At 44.8% G+C, this 20,364-nt stretch carries 20 protein-coding genes, 1 other RNA gene and 1 other annotated feature; of the genes, 3 read left to right on the top strand and 18 right to left on the bottom strand.

Annotation, left to right across the window (positions count from 1 at the left end):
* The first annotated feature begins 149 nt into the window (after nt 1–149).
* A complete protein-coding gene (locus tag ACFQ2J_RS06510) occupies nt 150–398 on the top strand; it encodes a KTSC domain-containing protein (RefSeq protein WP_386057657.1) in 249 nt (82 codons plus the stop codon).
* Between the two features lie 15 nt (nt 399–413).
* On the opposite strand, the gene ACFQ2J_RS06515 is transcribed toward ACFQ2J_RS06510, so the two are convergent.
* From ACFQ2J_RS06515 to ACFQ2J_RS06595, 17 genes are all read right to left on the bottom strand, one after another.
* Nucleotides 414–2,147 (bottom strand): peptidoglycan D,D-transpeptidase FtsI family protein, encoded by a 1,734-nt coding sequence (locus ACFQ2J_RS06515; protein WP_386057659.1) that lies wholly within the window; start codon nt 2,145–2,147, stop codon nt 414–416.
* Nucleotides 2,148–2,289: 142 nt separating this feature from the next.
* On the bottom strand, nt 2,290–2,766 hold the full coding sequence (gene greA, locus ACFQ2J_RS06520) for a transcription elongation factor GreA (protein WP_386057661.1): 477 nt from the start codon (nt 2,764–2,766) through the stop codon (nt 2,290–2,292).
* Between the two features lie 223 nt (nt 2,767–2,989).
* Nucleotides 2,990–3,628 carry a uridine kinase gene (udk, locus tag ACFQ2J_RS06525; RefSeq protein ID WP_386057663.1) on the bottom strand — a complete coding sequence of 213 codons (639 nt, stop codon included), beginning with the start codon at nt 3,626–3,628 and terminating at the stop codon, nt 2,990–2,992.
* 45 nt (nt 3,629–3,673) lie between these two features.
* Nucleotides 3,674–4,303 carry an O-methyltransferase gene (locus ACFQ2J_RS06530; protein WP_386057665.1) on the bottom strand — a complete coding sequence of 210 codons (630 nt, stop codon included), beginning with the start codon at nt 4,301–4,303 and terminating at the stop codon, nt 3,674–3,676.
* A gap of 159 nt (nt 4,304–4,462) precedes the next feature.
* Nucleotides 4,463–5,593, bottom strand: coding sequence for an endolytic transglycosylase MltG (gene mltG / locus ACFQ2J_RS06535; protein ID WP_386057667.1), 1,131 nt, complete (start codon nt 5,591–5,593; stop codon nt 4,463–4,465).
* Nucleotides 5,594–5,727: 134 nt separating this feature from the next.
* On the bottom strand, nt 5,728–6,015 hold the full coding sequence (locus ACFQ2J_RS06540; protein WP_386057669.1) for a DUF1292 domain-containing protein: 288 nt from the start codon (nt 6,013–6,015) through the stop codon (nt 5,728–5,730).
* A gap of 13 nt (nt 6,016–6,028) precedes the next feature.
* Entirely contained in the window at nt 6,029–6,445 is a 417-nt protein-coding gene (gene ruvX / locus ACFQ2J_RS06545) for a Holliday junction resolvase RuvX (protein ID WP_386057671.1), read from the bottom strand.
* Between the two features lie 8 nt (nt 6,446–6,453).
* The gene (locus tag ACFQ2J_RS06550; RefSeq protein ID WP_386057672.1) at nt 6,454–6,714 is read right to left on the bottom strand and encodes an IreB family regulatory phosphoprotein; all 261 of its coding nucleotides are present in this window, start codon (nt 6,712–6,714) and stop codon (nt 6,454–6,456) included.
* A 65-nt stretch (nt 6,715–6,779) separates the two neighbouring features.
* Entirely contained in the window at nt 6,780–9,416 is a 2,637-nt protein-coding gene (alaS, locus tag ACFQ2J_RS06555) for an alanine--tRNA ligase (RefSeq protein ID WP_386057674.1), read from the bottom strand.
* 91 nt (nt 9,417–9,507) lie between these two features.
* Nucleotides 9,508–9,718 (bottom strand) — a binding site (T-box leader).
* Between the two features lie 47 nt (nt 9,719–9,765).
* The gene (locus ACFQ2J_RS06560) at nt 9,766–10,827 is read right to left on the bottom strand and encodes an AI-2E family transporter (protein ID WP_386057676.1); all 1,062 of its coding nucleotides are present in this window, start codon (nt 10,825–10,827) and stop codon (nt 9,766–9,768) included.
* A 7-nt stretch (nt 10,828–10,834) separates the two neighbouring features.
* The gene (locus tag ACFQ2J_RS06565) at nt 10,835–11,038 is read right to left on the bottom strand and encodes a hypothetical protein (protein ID WP_386058371.1); all 204 of its coding nucleotides are present in this window, start codon (nt 11,036–11,038) and stop codon (nt 10,835–10,837) included.
* Nucleotides 11,039–11,363: 325 nt separating this feature from the next.
* The gene (gene recD2 / locus ACFQ2J_RS06570) at nt 11,364–13,685 is read right to left on the bottom strand and encodes an SF1B family DNA helicase RecD2 (protein ID WP_386057678.1); all 2,322 of its coding nucleotides are present in this window, start codon (nt 13,683–13,685) and stop codon (nt 11,364–11,366) included.
* 31 nt (nt 13,686–13,716) lie between these two features.
* Nucleotides 13,717–14,388 carry a tetratricopeptide repeat protein gene (locus ACFQ2J_RS06575; RefSeq protein ID WP_386057680.1) on the bottom strand — a complete coding sequence of 224 codons (672 nt, stop codon included), beginning with the start codon at nt 14,386–14,388 and terminating at the stop codon, nt 13,717–13,719.
* Nucleotides 14,389–14,477: 89 nt separating this feature from the next.
* Complete coding sequence (gene mnmA / locus ACFQ2J_RS06580) at nt 14,478–15,584, bottom strand: tRNA 2-thiouridine(34) synthase MnmA (RefSeq protein ID WP_386057682.1); 1,107 nt, start codon at nt 15,582–15,584, stop codon at nt 14,478–14,480.
* A gap of 30 nt (nt 15,585–15,614) precedes the next feature.
* A complete protein-coding gene (locus ACFQ2J_RS06585) occupies nt 15,615–16,754 on the bottom strand; it encodes a cysteine desulfurase family protein (RefSeq protein ID WP_386057684.1) in 1,140 nt (379 codons plus the stop codon).
* Between the two features lie 19 nt (nt 16,755–16,773).
* Nucleotides 16,774–17,193, bottom strand: a complete 420-nt coding sequence (gene cymR, locus ACFQ2J_RS06590) for a cysteine metabolism transcriptional regulator CymR (RefSeq protein ID WP_386057686.1) — start codon at nt 17,191–17,193, stop codon at nt 16,774–16,776.
* Nucleotides 17,147–17,830, bottom strand: coding sequence for a YczE/YyaS/YitT family protein (locus ACFQ2J_RS06595; protein ID WP_386057688.1), 684 nt, complete (start codon nt 17,828–17,830; stop codon nt 17,147–17,149). The genes cymR and ACFQ2J_RS06595 overlap by 47 nt, the downstream gene beginning before the upstream one ends.
* A 118-nt stretch (nt 17,831–17,948) precedes the next feature.
* Here ACFQ2J_RS06595 and ACFQ2J_RS06600 point away from each other — a divergent pair, with 118 nt between their 5' ends.
* Together ACFQ2J_RS06600 and ACFQ2J_RS06605 are read left to right on the top strand one after the other, a co-directional pair.
* Nucleotides 17,949–19,220, top strand: coding sequence for a replication-associated recombination protein A (locus ACFQ2J_RS06600; protein ID WP_386057690.1), 1,272 nt, complete (start codon nt 17,949–17,951; stop codon nt 19,218–19,220).
* Between the two features lie 111 nt (nt 19,221–19,331).
* On the top strand, nt 19,332–20,012 hold the full coding sequence (locus tag ACFQ2J_RS06605) for an RsfA family transcriptional regulator (protein WP_386057692.1): 681 nt from the start codon (nt 19,332–19,334) through the stop codon (nt 20,010–20,012).
* A gap of 60 nt (nt 20,013–20,072) precedes the next feature.
* Here ACFQ2J_RS06605 and ssrS read toward each other — a convergent pair.
* Nucleotides 20,073–20,265: non-coding RNA, 6S RNA (gene ssrS / locus ACFQ2J_RS06610), on the bottom strand.
* Between the last annotated feature and the right edge of the window lie 99 nt (nt 20,266–20,364).

Consider the following 20,364-nt stretch of genomic DNA (forward strand, 5'->3'; position numbering starts at 1 on the left):
GGAACCATTACCGGAAAATCTACATGAGATATACCAGTGCCATCATATAAAAATTTCTTTTGTCGATTATTCACTAGTTTTGGAATAGTGGAAGGAAGTTTTACATATCTATCTAATAAATAATTACTAGGATGATGAGGTGATGATAATTGAATTTCGCAACATTCGATTCTGTACTGTGGGGGAATGAGAGCTTTGAGCAGATCGGATATGACAAGACTGGGAAACAGCTACATATTTATTTTGTCAATGGATTGATTGGTCAGTTTGAAGAAGTGGAAGAGATGACAGTTTTCCATTTCCTTATTACGACAGAGAAAGAAGCGTTTATAAAAAAAGTCTTGATGCCAAACTATTCCTATCAACTGATGAACAATCCATTGACTGCGCAGCAATGAACGTACATCCGGCAACTATTGGACGGAATGGTCGTCGGATGTATCTGAAACAGCATGTACAATCTTCGAATATGTGTCGTAAAGGGACTGATCTGCTGGTTTCTGATTCAGTTCCACAAGTGCGAGTGCATATTTCGGGTCTTTCCTCGGAAAGTAACCTGCAAACCAGTAATGGTTTGTATTTTTTTTGCCTGTCTCTGCGGTTCCTGACTTACCTGCCACTTCAACATTTGCCAAGTAAGTGCCCGTGCCTGCATCGACTACCTGCTCAAGCAGCTGCTGCAGCTTAACGGCAGTCACAGAGGAGAAACGCTGTTCTGGTTTCGTTTCGAATCGGTACATCATTGAACCATTATGATAGGCAATTTCATTTACCGCTTTCACATTTTTATAAACTCCGTCTTCAGCGATTGTTGCCATCATATTGGCTACCGCAAGCGGAGTCACTTTCACATTTTTCTGGCCGATTGCTGTCTGTCTGATCGCATCTTCCACTCCTGGGTCATACCCATCCCCCCAAATGGTCCCAGCACCTTCTTCAGGAAGCTGGCGAAAGGCGTCATAGTGAAAGAGCTGACCAGACCAACCCACACGGTCCATCAATCCAAGTTTATCTGCATACAACGAGATTAAATTGCGATCCATGGAAGCAAGTTCATTCGCAACCTGGCCAAACGTATAATTACAGCTTTGTGCAAAGCTGTCCGTGAAGCTTAAAGAACCAAGCTGTCGCTCTGCCCCGGGCTTTCCATATAAATCAAGATTACAATCATACGTTTGTAAAAGGGCTTCAGGATGATTTTCCAATGCAGCAGCTGCAATGACGGTCTTGAATACGGATCCAGGGTTGAATGGCATCAACATCCTATTCGAGGCATTATTATTCGCATATGGGTCCTGTTTGTTAATGGATGGAAGACTCACTAATGCCAACACTTCCCTCTTCTCGACATCAAGAAGTACTGCCCCCCCTTCTTTCATATTAGACTGAAGCACAATCCTCTCCAGCCTTTCCTGAAGGTTCTTATCAAGTGTCGTTCGTAACTCAAGCGGATAAAAGGTATCCTCCATGCTTCTCAGCCTCATATCCATTCCCAATAAAGGATTCCCCATCGCATCCACATGGTATTGCAGGACTTGTTCCCCTTTCCCTGATAGAAAAGGATCAAATGCTTTCTCCAGGCCTGTCAGTCCATACTCAACAGGGGTCTCACCTTTCCGTTCAGGATATCGCTGATCAAACCCCTCTTTATCACTTCTTGTGATACCGAGAAGGTGATCTGCACCACCCTCGTCCACTTCAGACTTTCTCTCGACTGCTATCAGACCAGGCAGCTTCAATTTTTCTACTTCATCATACATCGTATCAGGTATTGCCATCCATTTGTCTGATAGGAAAAACGGCTGCTTCTCATCAGTGAACCAAGTATTCCACTCCTGTTCTGACACGCCCAATCGTTCACGGATGGTATGTGAAAGATCCGTTACCCCCTGAACGAAAGGAAAGACCACTATATCTTTCTTCGAAGTATAGTGAAGCGGAGATCCATTTCGATCGACGAAAACTCCTCTTCCATCAGAAAGTGTAATTTTCGAGGAGCGTTGATTGACACTTTCTTCTAATAAATTGACACTTGAAGGTCCGTAATCCTCTGCATGGAACAATTGGATATCCATCAACTTATAAATCAACCCTGCAAATCCTGCTATTAAACAAATCATCCATATGTATAATCGTTTCCTTCTCATGTCGGATCACCTCCTCTTCTTTAACATTATGGAACGATTTCCCCATAAATAAACCAGAGTGAAGGGTGACCTTTAGATGTGGAGTGAGTAATTTCGACGAAAAAAAGCTGCCAGGCTAGCTGGCAGCTTTCAAGTCATTCCTTTATTTAACACTTACAATTTTCACTTCGATTTCTCCGCCTGGAGTAACTACGGATACCTGTTCACCAATTTCATGACCGATCAGGCTTTTTGCCATTGGAGACTCGTTGGAAATTTTCCCTTCGAACGGATCTGCTTCTGCACTTCCTACAATCATGTAAGTCTCTTCATCACCATCAGGCAGTTCGTGGAAGGTGACTGATTTTCCGAGGGAAACCATATTTGGATTCTGGTTATCATTTTCAATGATGACTGCATTGCGGATCATCGTTTCCACTTGTGAGATCCTGGATTCGACGAAAGCCTGCTCGTCCTTCGCAGCATCGTACTCGGAATTCTCGGAAAGGTCTCCGAACCCACGAGCAATCTTGATTCGCTCGACTACTTCCTGACGACGCTCCGTCTTCAGGTAATGCAGTTCTTTTTCTAGTTTCTCTTTACCTTCCTGGGTCATATAATAACTTTTTTCTTCAGCCATTTAACCTACACTCCTTTTGTCACGAAACTATCATTCCTCATATTCTGCCTTACATACTTCAATGGGTCAAGAAAGAACGCTTTCCTGTATGAAAGTATAAAAAGAGAGGCACATTTGATGTGCGCTCTATAAGGATATATTTCAGTTTATCGTGGAATTGGTTTGTCTAGAACTTCTAACATAAACTATGCCAAATTTCATATGACATTTCAACTCTTTTTTATTATTGCTGCTGGGTTTGGCGTTGAAGGATGGTCTGTATTTTAGTCGTCATCAGATCGATGGCGACATGATTCTGTCCGCCTTCCGGAATGATGATATCCGCATACCGCTTCGTCGGCTCGACGAACTGCAGGTGCATCGGGCGTACGACATTGATGTACTGATCGATGACTGAGTCTATCGTACGACCACGTTCTTTGATGTCACGCATCAAGCGTCGGATGATCCTTACATCAGCATCCGTATCGACAAACACCTTGATATCCATCAAATCACGCAAACGTTCGTCCTCAAGCACCAGGATCCCTTCCACGATGATGACTTCTTTAGGTTCTACTTCGATCGTTTCATCCGACCGCGTATGAAGCTTGTAATCATAAACAGGTTTCTGTACCGTCTCCTCCTCCATCAACTGTTGGAGGTGCTCGATCAGCAAGTCATTATCGAACGCCAATGGGTGGTCGTAGTTCGTCTTCAAACGCTCTTCAAAAGGAAGGTGACTCTGATCTTTATAGTAATAATCCTGTTCGATCATCAGGATCGTTTTATCTGCAAAGTTCTGAATGATGGAACGTGTAACGCTAGTCTTTCCAGAGCCGGTACCACCAGCTACTCCTATTACTACAGGTCTATCAGACATTCTGTATGTTTCTCCTTTCCACTTGCATCCATATGATTGCTAACACTATTTTTTCACACTTATTGCAACACCATCACCGATCGGGACGATGTTCGTTTCAAAATCATCCTGCTGCATAAGCCATTGGTTGTAGGCATCTATTTTCCGGCCGATTTTGTGCATCTTCTTATTGTCGTCCTCCCGGCCATGAACATAACCTTTGAACAGGACGTTATCAGATACAATCATTCCTTTATCCGCCAGCATCGGGGCAAACATTTCAAAAAATGTCTGATACTTCCCTTTGGCAGCATCAATGAATATGAGGTCGTACGGAGCCTGTGCTGCGATTTGCTCTTTCACTTCCAATGCATCGCCGTAGACAAGGTTGATCTGCCCTTCTTTATCCAACGAATCAAGGTAGCGCTTTGCTGTCTCATAACGGTCCTGATCTCGCTCGATGGTGACGATTTCAGTCTCGGGGTACGCTTCTTTCATTCGTAAGGCAGAATAACCGATCGCCGCTCCGACTTCAAGTATTTTATCAGGCCGTTTGATCCTGATCAGCTGCATCAAAAAATGGATGCCTGTCGGTTCCATAATTGGAATATGATGTTGTTCTGCATAACGCTCCATATCTTCAACCCAGGGAGCTCCAGAAGGAAGCAGACTTGCCAGATATTCATTTTGTTCCATGTGCAAGACTCCTCATGTTCTTTTGTCTTCGCTTTTGCAACCCTATTATTTTAACATAAAAACATTGTTCATTTCACCTGGAATTTCAAGGTTGTCAAAGATATCTACGATGGAAAAAAAGAATGTACACGTCTGTCTGTACATTCTTTTTCGTATGAATTAATTGATATGTTCCGCCTTCAACTTGTTATGCTTCTCCAAAGTCTCAGCGTAGTAGACCGTTCCATCTTCACTGCTCGCAAGGAAGTACAGATACTCGTTCTCAGCAGGTTCAGCTGCAGCTACGAGTGCATTTTTGTTGAAGTTGGAAATCGGACCGACCGGAAGACCTTGGATCTGATACGTATTATATGGGGATTCCACTTCCAAATCCTCGTAAAGGACACGGTCTTTATGTTTGCCTAACGCATATAGTACTGTCGGATCCGTTTGTAGCGGCATTCCTTCATCCAGACGATTATAGAATACGCCTGCAATTTTCTTACGGTCTTCTTCACTTCGAGCTTCATTCTCAAGTAAGGATGCAAACGTGATCCCCTCGTGAATGGTCATGTTCTTATCCTCAAAGGCATTCTTGTACGGAACTACCACATCTCTCGTCTGTTCCAGCATCTTTTGGATGATTGCTTCGATACTAGGGTTATCACTGTAGAATTGATAGGTAGACGCGAATAAATACCCTTCCAGTGGATAACGGATGTCTTCCTGCAGAATTTCATCTGTCAATAGACTCGGAAACTGGCTCTTCAATGATTGTACATATTCTTCATCGTTTGCCCTTTCCATGAATTCAGCCTCAGAGAAATTCGTATTTGGAGATTCTGCGTAGATTGCAGCTATTTGCTCCAAGTTTCTGCCTTCCGGTATGGTCACTTTGAATAATGGATCCCTGATGACCTTCCCTGTTTTCAATGATTCAATGATCTGATCGAACGTCATAGCAGCAGAGAAGCTGTATTCTCCAGCCTGGAAGCCGGATTCGTTCTTGAATTTCGTATAAAAACGGAAAATGAGGCTATTTTCAATTACTCCGTTTTCTTCTAGAATTTCAGCTATTTGAGAAGTTGATGATCCCATCGGTACATTGATTGCAATTTCGGAATTATCGGATGCGTCTACAGGCTGCATTGCTGATTTGACATATAGATAGCCTGACACCCCTCCACCGATTATGATGACCAAAAGGATAGTAAGTATAGTAATGACGATTTTTCTTACAAGGCTTGCTTCATCTCCGCGCTTTTTTGCACGGTCTTTATATTTCTTTTCGAAGTTATTTGAATCAGACATAAATGATCCTCCTCACCCGGTACATTATACTACAAATTCCGAGTGCATTTCCATACTATTCAAATTAATTTCACGTTTTCCTTACCTATGTAAAGTGCGCTTCCCAAGTTGGAAAGCGCACTGTTAAAGCGGTGTTACTCTTCTTCTTCCGTCAACGTATTCAGCATTTCTTCGACCATTTCCCACTCTTCATCGGACTCGATCTGGAATAGTGCTAAATCATCTTCATCGCCTTCGCCTTCTTTTTCTTCATATCGGAATGCGAACACTTCAACTTCTTCGTCGTCCTTCTGCTCAGCAGGAACGACTGCCATATAAGAGTTGCCGGTCTGATCCACATCAAATGTGAACAGTACCTCAAATAAATGTTCTTCTTCGTTTTCATCAGGAATGATGATTCTCTCACGTTCTTCGATTGGCATTGATGAATCCTCCTTATTGATTGGCATCCAGATAACTTTGTAAAATCATTACTGCTGCCATCTTATCAATTACTTTCTTCCGCTTCTTGCGGCTGACATCTGCATCAAGCAGGACACGTTCAGCTGCCATTGTGGTCAAGCGCTCGTCCCATAAAGCTACTGGGATGTTGAAAGCAGCTTCCAGCTCTTTTGCGAAAGTCTGACTTGCTTCTCCTCTTGGACCGATTGTTGCATTCATATTCTTAGGAAGACCGATTACTGCCTTTGTGATATCATGCTGATCGATGATCTTTTGCAGTTCATCTTTGGCAGTAGCGAAATCCGGCTCTTCCCATTTCAATGTCGTCAGTCCTTGAGCAGTCCACCCGAGTGCATCCGATACCGCCACTCCGATGGTTTTTGAACCTACGTCTAACCCGATTGTTTTCATAGTTGTAGTTATTTGTTTCCTTCCAAGTAGTATTTGACCAATTCCTCGATCAATTCATCGCGCTCCATCTTACGGATCAGATTTCTCGCATCGTTGTGGCGAGGAATATACGCAGGATCCCCGGATAACAGATACCCTACAATCTGATTGATCGGATTGTAGCCCTTCTCTTTCAACGCTTCATGGACCGACAACAAGACGGACCTTACATCCTGATCGAACGGTTCTTCAGAAAAGTTGAACTTCATCGTTTTATCCATCGAACTCATCGTCAACACCTCGCACCTTTTCAGAGTTTATCTACATTATATACCTTAATTGGACAATTGGAAAATCAAGCGTTTGTTTCGACATATTCTTTTGCAAAATCAAGCGCTTCCTGAATCCTGGATGGATCCTTTCCACCTGCCTGAGCCATGTCTGGACGGCCACCACCGCCACCGCCACAACGGGATGCTGCTCCTTTGACAAGCTGCCCAGCATGGAATCCTTTTTCGACAAGGTCTTTGGAAACTCCTGCAATCAGCTGCACTTTATCACCATTTGGTGTTGCAAGCAGGATGATGCCTGAGCCTACTTTCTGCTTCAGTTCATCCATCATACCACGTAAGGCATTCACATCTTTTACATCCACTTGTTTAGCAAGCACTTTGACTCCGTCCACTTCTTCGACATCATCGAGGATGGAGCTCGCTTCCATGTTCGAAAGTTTTTGTGCAAGTGAATCGTTTTCCTTCTGGAGGTCTTTCATCTCCTGGAAAAGGGTTTCAATTCGTTCTGGTACTTGATCCTGCTTCGTCTTCAGGCGATCTGCTGCCTCTGTCAGGACAGACAGTTTGCCGTTCATGAATTCATATGCACCTTTTCCTGTCACTGCTTCAATCCTGCGAGTACCTGCTCCGATTCCGGATTCAGATGTAATTTTGAACAAACCGATTTCAGCTGTGTTCCGTACATGACAGCCTCCACACAGTTCCAGGCTGTAATCTCCAACGCGAACGACACGGACGACGTCTCCATACTTTTCTCCGAAAAGTGCCATTGCGCCCATCTCTTTCGCTTCTTCCATCGAATGATTGCCGATGGTTACCACGATCGACTCCCATACCTTTTCATTGACGATTGTTTCAATACGGTTTCTTTCTTCCTCGGAAACCGATCCGAAATGAGAGAAGTCAAAGCGAAGACGATCCGGCGCGACAAGTGAACCTGCCTGATTGACGTGGTCGCCAAGTACATCTTTCAATGCCTGGTGCAAAAGGTGTGTTGCCGTGTGATTCTTGACGATGAAGGAGCGGGATTTTGCATCAACCACTGCTGTTACATTTTCCCCTTTTTCTATCGTTCCTTCGACAACAGTAGCTTCATGCATATGCTGGCCATTCGGTGCTTTCTGGACGTTGTTCACTTCTATCGTTGCATTCGTTGCTTTAAGTGTTCCTTTATCTGCAATCTGACCACCACTTTCCGCATAGAATGGTGTCTCTTTCAGGAACAGATAGACCGTGTCACCCTGCTCTGCCTTGTCTGCGAAGTTTTTTCCTTTGATCAACTCCACGATTTCTGTATCTGCATTCAAGCGGTCGTAACCGATGAAGGTGCTTGCCACTTTTACATCACCAAGGACACCTTCCTGAACCTGCATGGAGTCGGACTTTGCCCGTGCGTTACGCGCACGTTCCCTCTGCTTTTCCATTTCTTCCTGGAACCCTGCTTCGTCAATGATGAAGCCTGCTTCATCGACGTATTCCTCAGTAAGCTCCTTCGGGAATCCATAGGTATCATACAGGCGGAACACCTCTTTACCAGGGAAGACATTGCTGCCTTTCTCTGTCTCCTGTTTGATGATATCAGACAGAATAGCTAGTCCATCATTCAATGTTTCATGGAAGCGGTCTTCTTCCGTTTTGATGACATTCTGGATGAAATCATGCTTCTCTTTGATTTGAGGGTAAAAGTCTACCATGACATTACCGACAACACTCACCAATTGATACATAAACGGCTTCTCAATGCCAATCTGCTTCGCGAATCGAACCGCACGACGGAGCAGACGACGAAGGACATATCCACGTCCTTCATTGGATGGAAGTGCCCCATCACTGATGGCGAAAGCAACGGTACGGATATGGTCGGCAATAACCTTGTATGCGACATCTCCCTCGACACTTTCTCCATAAGGTGCAGTTGCGAAAGCTTCTGTTTCTTTGATGATCGGCAAGAACAGATCGGTTTCAAAGTTCGTTGGCGTATCCTGCAGTGCACTTACTACACGCTCAAGCCCCATGCCAGTATCGATGTTTTTCTTAGGAAGCGGTGTGTACGTGTCATCCGGATTATGGTTGAACTGGGAGAAGACGAGATTCCAGATTTCCAGATAGCGCTCATTTTCACCACCCGGGTAAAGTTCAGGGTCCTGTGGGTCATTTCCGTATTTCTCTCCACGATCGAAGAAAATTTCCGTATTCGGACCACTTGGACCTTCGCCGATGTCCCAGAAGTTCTCTTCCAAACGAATGATCTTGTCATCAGCAAGGCCGACATTTTCTTTCCATATGTTCCGTGCTTCATCGTCTTCGGGATGGACAGTGACAAACAGCAGCTCCGGATCAATTCCAAGCCATTTCTCACTCGTAAGGAATTCCCATCCCCACTCGATCGCTTCCACTTTGAAATAGTCACCGATGGAAAAGTTACCAAGCATCTCAAAGAACGTATGGTGACGCGCCGTCTTTCCTACGTTTTCGATGTCGTTGGTACGGATCGATTTCTGTGCGTTCACAATCCTTGGATTTTCAGGAATCACCCTGCCGTCGAAATATTTTTTCAGTGTTGCAACACCACTGTTGATCCATAGTAATGATGGGTCTTCATGTGGAACGAGGGATGCGCTCGGTTCCACGCGATGCCCTTTTTCTTTGAAGAAATCAAGGTACATTTGTCTTACTTCAGATGAATTCAGTTTTTTCATGGTTTCCTACCTCCAGTTACAAGTGATTATCCGTATTCGAAAAGCCTCAAGTCGACGTCGGAACAATAAAAAAATCCCGTCCCTGCTATTAAGCAGGGACGGGATTGAATCCGCGGTACCACCCTGGTTATGGAAGGGAGTCCCTTCCATCACTCCATTTGCGTTAACGGTGCAACACCGGTGGGGATTAGCCACACTCCAGAATAGCTTCGATGACCCTTCATTTGAGTTTCCTTCCAGCCTGATGGGAACCTCTCTCTTTAAATGGTCTGTCATCTACTCGTTTCCTTCTTCGCTTTCATTCGAATGACGTTGATATGCGCTATTATAGATAACTATACTGAGTATGTCAATCACGACCTGTCAATGGCCAGAGGTGCTGAACCACGACTTTTACACAGGTCAAAATCGGTACTGCAACAATCATTCCAAAAATACCTGCCACTTCTTCCCCGACCAATAGAGCGAAGATGATAAGAATCGGATGGATGTGTGTTGTGCGTCCCACAACGTACGGAGAAACAAGATTTCCTTCAGCAATTTGGACGACAACAATGACGATCACTACGAAAAGCACCATCTTTCCAGAAGTGATGAGTGCGATGATCACTGCAGGTACGGCGCCGATCAAGGGACCGAAATAGGGGATGATGTTTGTAGCACCGACGATGACACCGAGCAGAAGCGGGTAATCGATCCCGATCACCCAGAACCCGATGAACGCAAGCACCCCGACGATGAGACATACGAGCAGCTGCCCTCTGATATAGCCGCCAAGGGATGCGTTCATTTCTCGAAGCATGTCTTTTCCTTCAGGCTGGAACCGCTTAGGTGTCAACTTTTTCATCACACGCTTGATCAATTCGAAATCCTTCAGAAAATAAAAAGTCAGTACAGGGATCACTGCTGCGATGATCACTACATCCATGATCCCGGTGAAGCTGGTGATGACTCCATCCAGCCTTGAGGTTGACCACTCCTGCATCCGATTTAATGACCGGTCCAATTGATTGTGAAATCCTTCAGGGAGAGCGGCAGTTTTTTCATAGAGTTGATAGATGAAGGAGCGATATTGCTCCGTCAAAGCCGGAATCTGCTCATTCAGCTGCTTCATTTGCCTGATCATGTGCGGCAGACCTTTGTACAATCCGTAACCGATCAGTCCAAAGAAGGATAGGTAGATGATCAGTATTGCTGTCCATCTCGGCATCGGAAATGCGTGCAGTTTCTCAATTACAGGATGAAGCAGAAATGCGATGAACCCTGCAATGAGAAAGGGCAGGAGCACTCTCCAAATGATGACTAGCAATCCTTTATAATATGGGAACAGTTTGGCAAGAAGGAACAGACATAATAATAATAGAATCGTAAGCAGAATCTTGGAAAATAACTTTTTCGTACGTTCCTCCATCAGTGGTTCATTCTGCTTCCTGGTAGAATAGATCGTTCAGCGAGCTCAAGCTGCCGTCCTCTTCAATCTGGTGGACATTCACCCTGCCGCCTTCCAGCGATAGTTCTATATAGCAATTCCAGCAATAGTATTGATTCGTGCCGACTTTACCGATGTCTTTTCTACGACAATTTGGGCAAATCACTAGAAAAAACTCCTTTTTAGCACGTATGTTGCCCAATCGTATGGAAATATATACAATGTAATCTTTGACAGATATGCCGAATCAGTGGAAAGGGCGGCTGGGAAACTACTTGCTTTCCTGTGGGGGAGCTGGCGAGCCTCCTCGGTCGTTTTACTCCCTGTGGGGTCTCGCCTAGCCCCTTCTCCCACGGGAGTCGAGCAGTTTCCCAGCCACCCCTCCCTGAACGTGCAACTCTAAATCGCTAAATGATTAACCGAATCTAAAAAATAATCAATCATCAAATACTCACAAATCTCTTGTTTTGTTGAGAAATAAAAAACCCGGTTCCTCTTTGGTTTGAGGTTCCGGGTTGTTACATGAAGTCGTATGGGGATAGTTCTTCTTCTTCATTCTCATCGAATGGGGTTGCGTTGTTGTCCATCAGTTTCTCTTTTAATCTTGTATAGCGTGTGTTGGTGTCTTCGGTTTTGATTCCTTCGAGGAATGCCTGTCTGTCACCGCAAATAATTAGCGACTGTTTACTTCTTGTAATTGCCGTGTACAGCAGATTTTTGCGGAGCATTCTCCGGTAGCTGCGGACGACCGGAAGAATGACGATGGAAAATTCGCTTCCCTGCGATTTATGAATGGAAGTACAATACGCATGCGTAATGTTGACCAGGTCTTTTTTCGGATAGACGACTTCTTTTCCATCAAAATCGATGACGACCTGCTCAACCTGGTCGACATTTTCTTCCGCACGGAAAATCGCTGCCACTTCACCAATGTCGCCATTATATACACCTTCCTCCGGCTGGTTGACCAGCTGAATCACTTTGTCCCCTTTACGATAGGTGACATCTTTGAATGTGATGTCCCTTTTTTGATTACTTTTAGGGTTGACCAGCTTTTGGATTTCTTCGTTGAGCCGATGGATGCCGACTTGTGTTCGGTACATCGGTGCAAGGACCTGTACCTCCCTCACTTCAATTCCTTTATCCAACGCCTTCTTCACAATTTTTGTGACGAGATCGACCAATTGGAGTTCTGTTGCAGGTAAAAATGAAAAGTCTTGTGCCTTTTCCAATGAATCAATCGTACATCGGTCGTTTTTAATATCATGAGCCAACTGTATGATCTTGGATCCTTCCTTTTGACGGAAGACTTCATCCAGTTGAACGGAAGGCAATTGCTCTGAGCCGAGCAGATCACTCAGCACCTGGCCTGGACCGACGGATGGCAGCTGATCCTCGTCCCCAACGAGCAATACTTGCATACCAGATGGCACCGCACGCATCAGTTGGTTGGCCAGCCACATATCGACCATCGAGAACTCATCGACGATCAAAAGTTTCCCTTCCAGCTGGTTGTTCTGATTTTTCTCGAACGTCTGCTTACCGTCCCACCCCAAAAGTCGGTGGATTGTTCTTGCAGGAAGGCCTGTTGATTCATTCATCCGTTTGGACGCCCTTCCCGTAGGTGCCGTCAGAATAAAAGGGAAAGGCTCGTCCTGATCGTAATCCTTCGGGTCAAGCGACAAATCGTTCAGCTCTGCATAAGCACGGATGATTCCTTTGATGACCGTGGTTTTCCCTGTCCCAGGACCTCCGGTCAATATCATCACTTTCGATTTCAATGCCTGTTCAATCGCATGGAACTGGTTCTTTCCATAGCTTAATGACTCTTCTTCTTCCAATTGACCGATGATCTTAAGCAGCTCTGCCTGCGTGAAGTTCCCATCTACTTCTGTGCCGGTAATACGATCCAGTTGATGACAGAAACCATTTTCCGCATAGAATAACGACGGTAGATAAACCCGGTCATCTTCGACCATCAACTGTCCTTCTTCGCCCATTTTTATAATTTCAGAAGAGATTACATCATACTGGACAGCTTGTCCATTGGCATTCAATAACCGTTCAACTTTCGTCAATGTATTCTCGGTCGGGAGATAGACATGGCCGGACTGGATGCTTTGCTGGAGTACATAAAGGCAACCTGCACGTATTCTGGTCGGATGATCCAATGGAACTTCATTCACGCGAGCAACTTCATCCGCCCGCTGGAAACCGAAGCCTTCCACATGAAAAACCAGCTGATAAGGATCCTCCTGCAGGATCGTCAATGTCTGGTCTTTAAACACCTTATAAATCTTTTGGGCGAGCTTCAGACCAAATCCATACTTCCCCACATGGATGACCACATGTTCAAACCCCTGGTGTTCTCGAAGCGCAGTGTACAGCTTGTCTGCAGTTTCTGTTTTCAAGCCGGGAACGCTACTCAGAACAGATCGATCTTCAAGAATCTCCGACACTGCCCCTTCACCTAGATGTCCGACGATATTTTCGGCTGTCTTTTTCCCTACTCCATGGAAAAGATCACTGGACAGATAGGCCACAAGCCCATCTTTTGACTCCGGCAGCATGCGTTGATAAAAGTCCACTTCATACTGTTGGCCAAATTTAGGATGTGTTTTTACATTTCCCTTGAACAGGTAGGTCTCTCCCTCTTCCAGTGGAGAAAAGTGCCCCTTTATGACTACATCTTTTTCACCGAAAGTTTCATTGGTCTCCGAGATACGGACGGAAGCTATGGAGAAATGTTCTTCATCATTGTGAAAAATCATCCGATTAAGCTTCCCTTTGATATAGCTAGCTTCTTCTTGACTCTGTTCTACATCCTCCTTCACTTCCATCCGTGTCCCTCCTTTTTATCGAACCAGTTTGTTAATCCTGGTCATTATGAAGCACTTGCTCAATTTGTTTCTTTCCATTTGCCGCCAAGGCATGTTCAGGCTGAATCTCTATTGCCCGATCAAAATATTCCAATGCCTGGATCGGATTTTCTTCATACAGTGCGATGACACCCAGATTGTAATAAGCATCACTATGTTCACTTTCCAGTTCAAGCACCTTCAGCATCGTAGCCTTCGCTTGTGCAATTTCACCAGCTTGGGCAAGGCACAGTCCGTATTGGAATTGGATATCTACATCATCTGAGTCAAGTTCTGCAGCTCTTAACAGATACGGAAGTGCCAACTTGTGATGGTCCTGGTGAACGAAAGTCATGCCAAGCATGAAATAAACGTCTGCTTCCTCAAGACCAGTCTCGACTGCTTTTGAGAACTGCTCCTGTGCCTGTGGATATAATGACTGCTCATAATACGTATTTCCAAGTCCGAAATATGCGGTAGCTGCATGCTCATCAAGCTCGATTGCCCGTTCGAAAAAACGCTGAGCCCTTGAGTAATCAGACATATGAAGAAGGAGATTTCCGAAGTTGATATATCCGATTGGATTTTTCGGTTCTTCATCAATCGCCTCTGTGAAAAGTTTTGCAGCTTCTTCAAAGTTCTGGTTCTGCATTTCCTTGATCCCTTGTTGCAATTTACTCACCATTACTACCCCCTATTTATTATCAAATCGGTGGAAGCACTAAAAAGACCACGCATTTGCATGAACAGATGCCATGGTCTTTTTTGATGCAATCACCCTACATACGTCAACGTTTCTTCATTTTTCAGGATTTCATCGATCGTAGCGCCGCCGATACACACATCCCCTTGATAAAAGACGACTGCCTGTCCTGGTGTTACTGCTCGTTCAGGCTCATGGAATTCCACTTTCAATTTCCCATCCTCCAACGCATGGACCTTCACTTTGCTGTCTTCCTGACGGTAACGGAATTTAGCCGTACATTCCAAAGGCAGGTCGACATCGTTGATCCAATTGACTTGATCTGCAATCAGGCCATCCGAATACAACGCTTCGTGATGGAACCCCTGTCCGACATAGAGGACGTTATCTTCCAGATTTTTTCCGACGACGAACCAAGGGTCGCCTGCGCCACCAATTCCAAGACCTTGACGCTGACCCAACGTATAATACATCAGACCATCATGCGTGCCTTTTTTCTCTCCATCAAGCGTCTGCATTTCGCCAGGCTGTGCAGGGAGGTATTCACTAAGGAAATCTTTGAAATTCCTCTCCCCGATGAAACAAATGCCTGTGCTGTCTTTTTTCTTCGCAGTAGCAAGCCCATGTTCTTCTGCAATCTTACGTACTTCTTTCTTATCCAGATGACCGAGTGGGAACATGACTTTCGCCAACACATCCTGTGAAAGCTGATTAAGGAAGTAGGTCTGGTCCTTATTATGGTCGTTCCCCCGTAACATTTCATATTGATCCCCATCTTTACGGACTTGCGCATAATGGCCGGTCGCCAGATAATCCGCTCCAAGAGACATTGCATGGTCCATAAACGCCTTAAACTTGATTTCTTTATTGCACATTACATCAGGGTTAGGCGTGCGCCCTGCTTTATATTCTTCGAGAAAGTACGTGAATACTTTATCCCAATATTGCTTTTCGAAATTCACTGCATAATAAGGGATGTCCAATTGGTTGCAGACCTTGATGACATCTTCATAATCTTCCGTCGCTGTACATACACCGTTCTCATCTGTATCATCCCAGTTCTTCATGAAAATCCCTACGACGTCATACCCTTGTTCCTTCAGTAGCAATGCGGATACAGAAGAATCCACACCGCCGCTCATTCCTACTACTACTCTTGTATCTTTCGGTTCCTTCATGTTGTCACCTTCTTCCATTAAATTGTTCGCTTACATTAACCGATGAATAATCGAAGCAACCTTCTCTGCTGCTTCTTTCACATTTTCCTCTGTATTTGCCATTCCGAAGCTGAATCGGATCGAGTTTGTCGTCCGTGGATCCCCGGATCCATACATTTCCGACAACACGTGTGACGGCTCAACGGATCCGGCAGTGCATGCACTGCCACTTGATGCAGCGATACCGGACAGATCGAAGTTCGTCAGCAAAGTTTCTACATTCATTCCAGGAAAACTGAGGTTCACGATTGTGTCCACCATCTTATCCGGGTCACCGTTGACAGTAAAGGGAACTTCCCTTTCCTTTAATGTGTGAAGGAAAAGATGTTTGTAATTCTGATAGGAATCTTTTCTCTCTTCCATTTCTTCTGCCATGCGTTCGACAGCCACCTGCAACCCTTTGACTGCCGGTACATTTTCCGTACCTGGCCGACGCTTCCGTTCCTGCTCTCCGCCGAATTGTAAGGTGTTGATCAATGTTCCTTCTTTTATATATAGAAAACCTATACCTTTAGGGCCATTGATTTTATGTCCTGAAATCGACAGAAGATCGACGTTCAATGCTTCCACCTTTACTTCGATCGTACCGAATGCCTGGACAGCATCGGTATGAAAATAAGCTTGATGTTCCTGCAGTAATTCTCCGATTTCGCTGATTGGCTGGATCATCCCTGTTTCATTGTTGACCATCATGATGGACACGACGATCGTCTGATCCGTCAATGCCATTTTGACATCTTCTGAAGCGATCAACCCATTCGAATCAGGCTTAAGATAGGTGACGTCAAATCCGTTCTCCTCCAGGTATTGAGCTGCATGGAGGGTCGCATGGTGCTCCATCGATGTCGTGATGATATGGTTTCCTTTATCTTTATTTGCAAACGCAGTACCGATCAAGGCAAGGTTGTCCGCTTCGGTTCCACCACTAGTAAATACGATTTCCTTATCACTGGTGCCGATTTGATCTGCAACACTCCGCCTTGCTTCGTCAAGGATCCTTCTTGCTTTCCTTCCGAATTGATGGACGCTGGAAGGGTTACCGAACACCTCATGATACACTGGTGTCATTGCTTCAATGACAGCAGGGTGCATTGGAGTCGTTGCTGCATGATCTAAATAGATTGCATTCATAAGCTCACCTCCACCAAAATCAAATGTAGAACATATACGCATCCTGAGTCTGATCATCGACATGATCTTTCAGGTCTTCCAAAGTCGTTGTATCCAACACTTCTTTCACTGCATCTCTGACACGCTTCCAAAGCGCTTGTTTTGCCGGTTCCTCATCCTCGATGCCCTCGACAGGAGTGATTGGTCCTTCCAGTACACGGATGACATCTCCCGCTGTTATTTCAGCAGGTACCTTTGTCAACATATATCCACCGTAGGCACCTCGGACACTCTTCACAAGCCCTGCATTCCTTAACGGTGCAATCAACTGCTCCAAATAATGCTCAGACAGGTCATTTTCTCTGGCAATCTGTTTCAGTGAAATCGGACCTTCTCCGTGCCTTTTTGCTAATTCAATCATGATTGTCAGCCCATAACGGCCTTTTGTCGATATTTTCATTATGTTCACCTTTCTTCATTGAATACTCGAGTAACTTCCTGGACTGAGGTAAAGTGTGACCAACAAGGGTACCAAGGAAAAATGCGATAAATACCGTCCCTGCTCCCAGAGGTCCACCTAGCATCCATCCTAGAAGGAATACTGTGATTTCTATTAGATTTCTAATCGTAGATACTTTAAGCCCGGTAAGATCGGTAAGCACAAGCATCAAACTGTCTCTCGGACCTGCTCCAAGGTTTGCTGCGACATAGATTCCGATTCCGTATGCCATCACTACGGTACCTGTCACGAAAACGATCAGCTCCGCCAAAAGTGTTTCTGGTTCAGGCAGCAGCCAGTTGAATAAATCGATGAATACACCGATTAGGACCATATTCAATATGGTACCGATCTGTGGCCACTCTTTCAGGAACAAGGCCGAAAGCAGAACGATGAGAAGCCCTGTAATGATCGACCACGTTCCTACCGTCAACCCCAACTGCAGGAACAATCCGTAATGAAAGACATCCCATGGACCAATACCAAGATCCTTCGCCTGCATCGTCATTGCTATTCCAAAACCTAAGATGAGCAATCCGCTGAAAAAGAAAGCCCATCTCAAGATATTCTGTTTAATAGTCATTGATTGTTTAGACATGATTTCTCCTACTCTCATTATAACAAACGCTATTATAGCATGAATGTCTAGTTCCTTGCATTTTAGTCGAATCGTGATTAGTCTTAATTCTATAAGTTTATAAAAAGGGGAACTCCACATGAAAAACCAACCGCTCGCATTTCGAATGAGACCAGAAAATATCGATGAAATCATCGGTCAGAAACACTTAGTTTCAGAAGGTAAAACCATCAGGCGAATGGTGCAGGCGAACCGGCTGGCATCGATGATCCTGTTCGGGCCTCCCGGGACAGGGAAAACGTCGATGGCGATGGCCCTCGCCAAAAGCCTTGGACTTCCTTTCAAATTGTTGAACGCGGTGACTGATAAAAAGAAAGACCTTGAAATTGCGGTGGAAGAAGCCAAGATGCATGGCCAGATGGTCATGATCCTTGATGAAGTGCACAGGCTTGATAAAGGAAAACAGGATTTTCTATTACCACATCTCGAAAGTAATCGGATTACTTTAATCGGCTGCACGACAAGCAATCCATATCATTCGATCAACCCAGCTATCAGGAGCAGATGTCACCTGTTTGAGCTTTACAGCCTTGAAACAGAAGATATCAAGGATGCGTTGAAGCGGGCGATCGACGATCAAAAGTCTGGGCTTGGTGACTTGAACATAGAGATTACGGATGAGGCGATGGATCATTTTGCAAATGCATCCAATGGTGACCTGCGCTCCGCAATGAACGGATTGGAATTGGCTGCATTTTCTACTCCAGATGATGATAATGGAAAAATAGAAATCGACCTTGGAACTGCCGAAGAGTGCATGCAAAAGAAAAGCTTTTCCCATGACAAAGATGGAGACGCACATTATGATGTTCTGTCCGCGTTCCAGAAGTCGATAAGAGGAAGTGACATCAATGCATCACTCCACTATTTAGGCAGACTGATCGAGGCTGGCGATCTCGACAGCATTGCACGAAGGCTTGTAGTGATTGCCTATGAAGATATCGGACTGGCAAACCCCCAGGCTGGACCGAGAGCGCTCGCTGCTGTCGAGGCTGCCGAACGACTCGGATTTCCCGAGGCAAGGATTCCGCTTGCGGTGGCGGTATCTGAACTCGCTTTATCTCCGAAATCCAACAGTGCCTACAAAGCCCTTGATGAAGCTTTGGCCGACATCCGAAAAGGCAATAGCGGGGATGTACCTTTACATCTAAAAGATGCACATTACAAAGGTGCAAAAGAAATGGGACGGGGAATCGACTATAAATATCCGCACAATTATGAGAGCGGATGGGTGGAGCAGCAATACTTGCCGGATAAAATAAAACAACGGAAATACTATGCTCCGAAGACGACCGGAAAATTCGAACAGGCGATGAAACAAGTCTATGACAAAATAATGAAGCGTAAATAAAATCGATAGCCAGGTATATTTCCTTTAAACCTTGGTCACAATAAAACTAAAAATTAAAAACTAGTTTTGTTAATTTACTAGAAATGATCAAAGGATAAAGGAGTGAACCCCATGGCTAAAGTAAGACAAGATGCATGGTCACATGAAGATGACCTTCTATTAGCAGAGACGGTTCTCCGTCACATTCGCGAAGGCAGTACACAATTGAGGGCATTCGATGAAGTCGGAGATGCATTGAACCGCACTTCTGCAGCATGTGGATTCAGATGGAATGCGGAAGTAAGGCAGAAATACGATCAAGCGATCGATATCGCTAAGAAGCAGCGTAAAGAAAAGAAGCGGGCAGAGGCACGCGAGCAGACGAACAGTCCTGCTCCAAGCTTTTACAAGGAGACCCCTTCACCTACCACTCATCAGGAAACAAGCGTAGAAAGCCACAACGAAGTGCCTGTCCAAGTGATGCAAAAACCGGAAGAGCCTTCTATCAATTTGAAAGACGTCATTCAATATTTGAAAAACCTTCAGGTGAATATGAATTCTAGTAAACAGGATCGTTCGAAACTTGGTAAATTCGAACAGGAGAATCAACAGCTTCGTGAGGAAAACGATCGACTACAGAAAAACTGTCTTCAGTTGCAAGCCCAGATGGAGACCATGCAGGACGACTATCAAGCATTGATCCAAATCATGGACAGAGCCCGTAAAATGATCGTTTTCGATGAGGATGGCAATTATGCAAAGCCACAGTTCCGCATGGAGCGTAATGGAAATCTGGAGCAGGTAGCGCGTTAAAAGTTAATGGTATAGAAAAAAGCTTCGAGGATAACCTCGAAGCTTTTTTAATATGTACGAACCAATCCCAATCGTGCCGTTGTATCATGAGTTTTGAACCCGCTCCCAGCAGGTGGGTGCCCTGTTTTACACTTCTTGCTTCCTCTTCAACTGTTAAGTAACGAGGCATGCATTCCATGTAAAAACACCAGGCTCCCGTTCAAAAAATGTTCGGTCAAAACGTACATTAGAACAACGAACACATCAGGATTGATTCATTTACTTTGTATCCAAATAATAGCATAGAATCACGGAACATTCAACCGTTTCATTGTATCTAAATGGTTACAATTATTACAGTAAGACTACATAG

The sequence above is a fragment of the Thalassobacillus hwangdonensis genome (assembly GCF_042675915.1).
GTDB classification, from domain to species: Bacteria; Bacillota; Bacilli; order Bacillales; family Halobacillaceae; genus Thalassobacillus_A; species Thalassobacillus_A hwangdonensis.

Coding starts and splice junctions, on each gene's coding strand:
- cymR (WP_386057686.1), bottom strand. CDS start 17,193: ATGAAAATATCGACAAAAGGCCGTTATGGGCTGACAATCATGATTGAA.
- udk (WP_386057663.1), bottom strand. CDS start 3,628: ATGTCTGATAGACCTGTAGTAATAGGAGTAGCTGGTGGTACCGGCTCT.
- ruvX (WP_386057671.1), bottom strand. CDS start 6,445: ATGAAAACAATCGGGTTAGACGTAGGTTCAAAAACCATCGGAGTGGCG.
- ACFQ2J_RS06540 (WP_386057669.1), bottom strand. CDS start 6,015: ATGCCAATCGAAGAACGTGAGAGAATCATCATTCCTGATGAAAACGAA.
- recD2 (WP_386057678.1), bottom strand. CDS start 13,685: ATGGAAGTGAAGGAGGATGTAGAACAGAGTCAAGAAGAAGCTAGCTAT.
- ACFQ2J_RS06600 (WP_386057690.1), top strand. CDS start 17,949: ATGAAAAACCAACCGCTCGCATTTCGAATGAGACCAGAAAATATCGAT.
- ACFQ2J_RS06575 (WP_386057680.1), bottom strand. CDS start 14,388: ATGGTGAGTAAATTGCAACAAGGGATCAAGGAAATGCAGAACCAGAAC.
- ACFQ2J_RS06605 (WP_386057692.1), top strand. CDS start 19,332: ATGGCTAAAGTAAGACAAGATGCATGGTCACATGAAGATGACCTTCTA.
- ACFQ2J_RS06595 (WP_386057688.1), bottom strand. CDS start 17,830: ATGTCTAAACAATCAATGACTATTAAACAGAATATCTTGAGATGGGCT.
- ACFQ2J_RS06550 (WP_386057672.1), bottom strand. CDS start 6,714: ATGAGTTCGATGGATAAAACGATGAAGTTCAACTTTTCTGAAGAACCG.
- ACFQ2J_RS06530 (WP_386057665.1), bottom strand. CDS start 4,303: ATGGAACAAAATGAATATCTGGCAAGTCTGCTTCCTTCTGGAGCTCCC.
- ACFQ2J_RS06585 (WP_386057684.1), bottom strand. CDS start 16,754: ATGAATGCAATCTATTTAGATCATGCAGCAACGACTCCAATGCACCCT.
- alaS (WP_386057674.1), bottom strand. CDS start 9,416: ATGAAAAAACTGAATTCATCTGAAGTAAGACAAATGTACCTTGATTTC.
- ACFQ2J_RS06560 (WP_386057676.1), bottom strand. CDS start 10,827: ATGGAGGAACGTACGAAAAAGTTATTTTCCAAGATTCTGCTTACGATT.
- ACFQ2J_RS06515 (WP_386057659.1), bottom strand. CDS start 2,147: ATGAGAAGGAAACGATTATACATATGGATGATTTGTTTAATAGCAGGA.
- greA (WP_386057661.1), bottom strand. CDS start 2,766: ATGGCTGAAGAAAAAAGTTATTATATGACCCAGGAAGGTAAAGAGAAA.
- mltG (WP_386057667.1), bottom strand. CDS start 5,593: ATGTCTGATTCAAATAACTTCGAAAAGAAATATAAAGACCGTGCAAAA.
- mnmA (WP_386057682.1), bottom strand. CDS start 15,584: ATGAAGGAACCGAAAGATACAAGAGTAGTAGTAGGAATGAGCGGCGGT.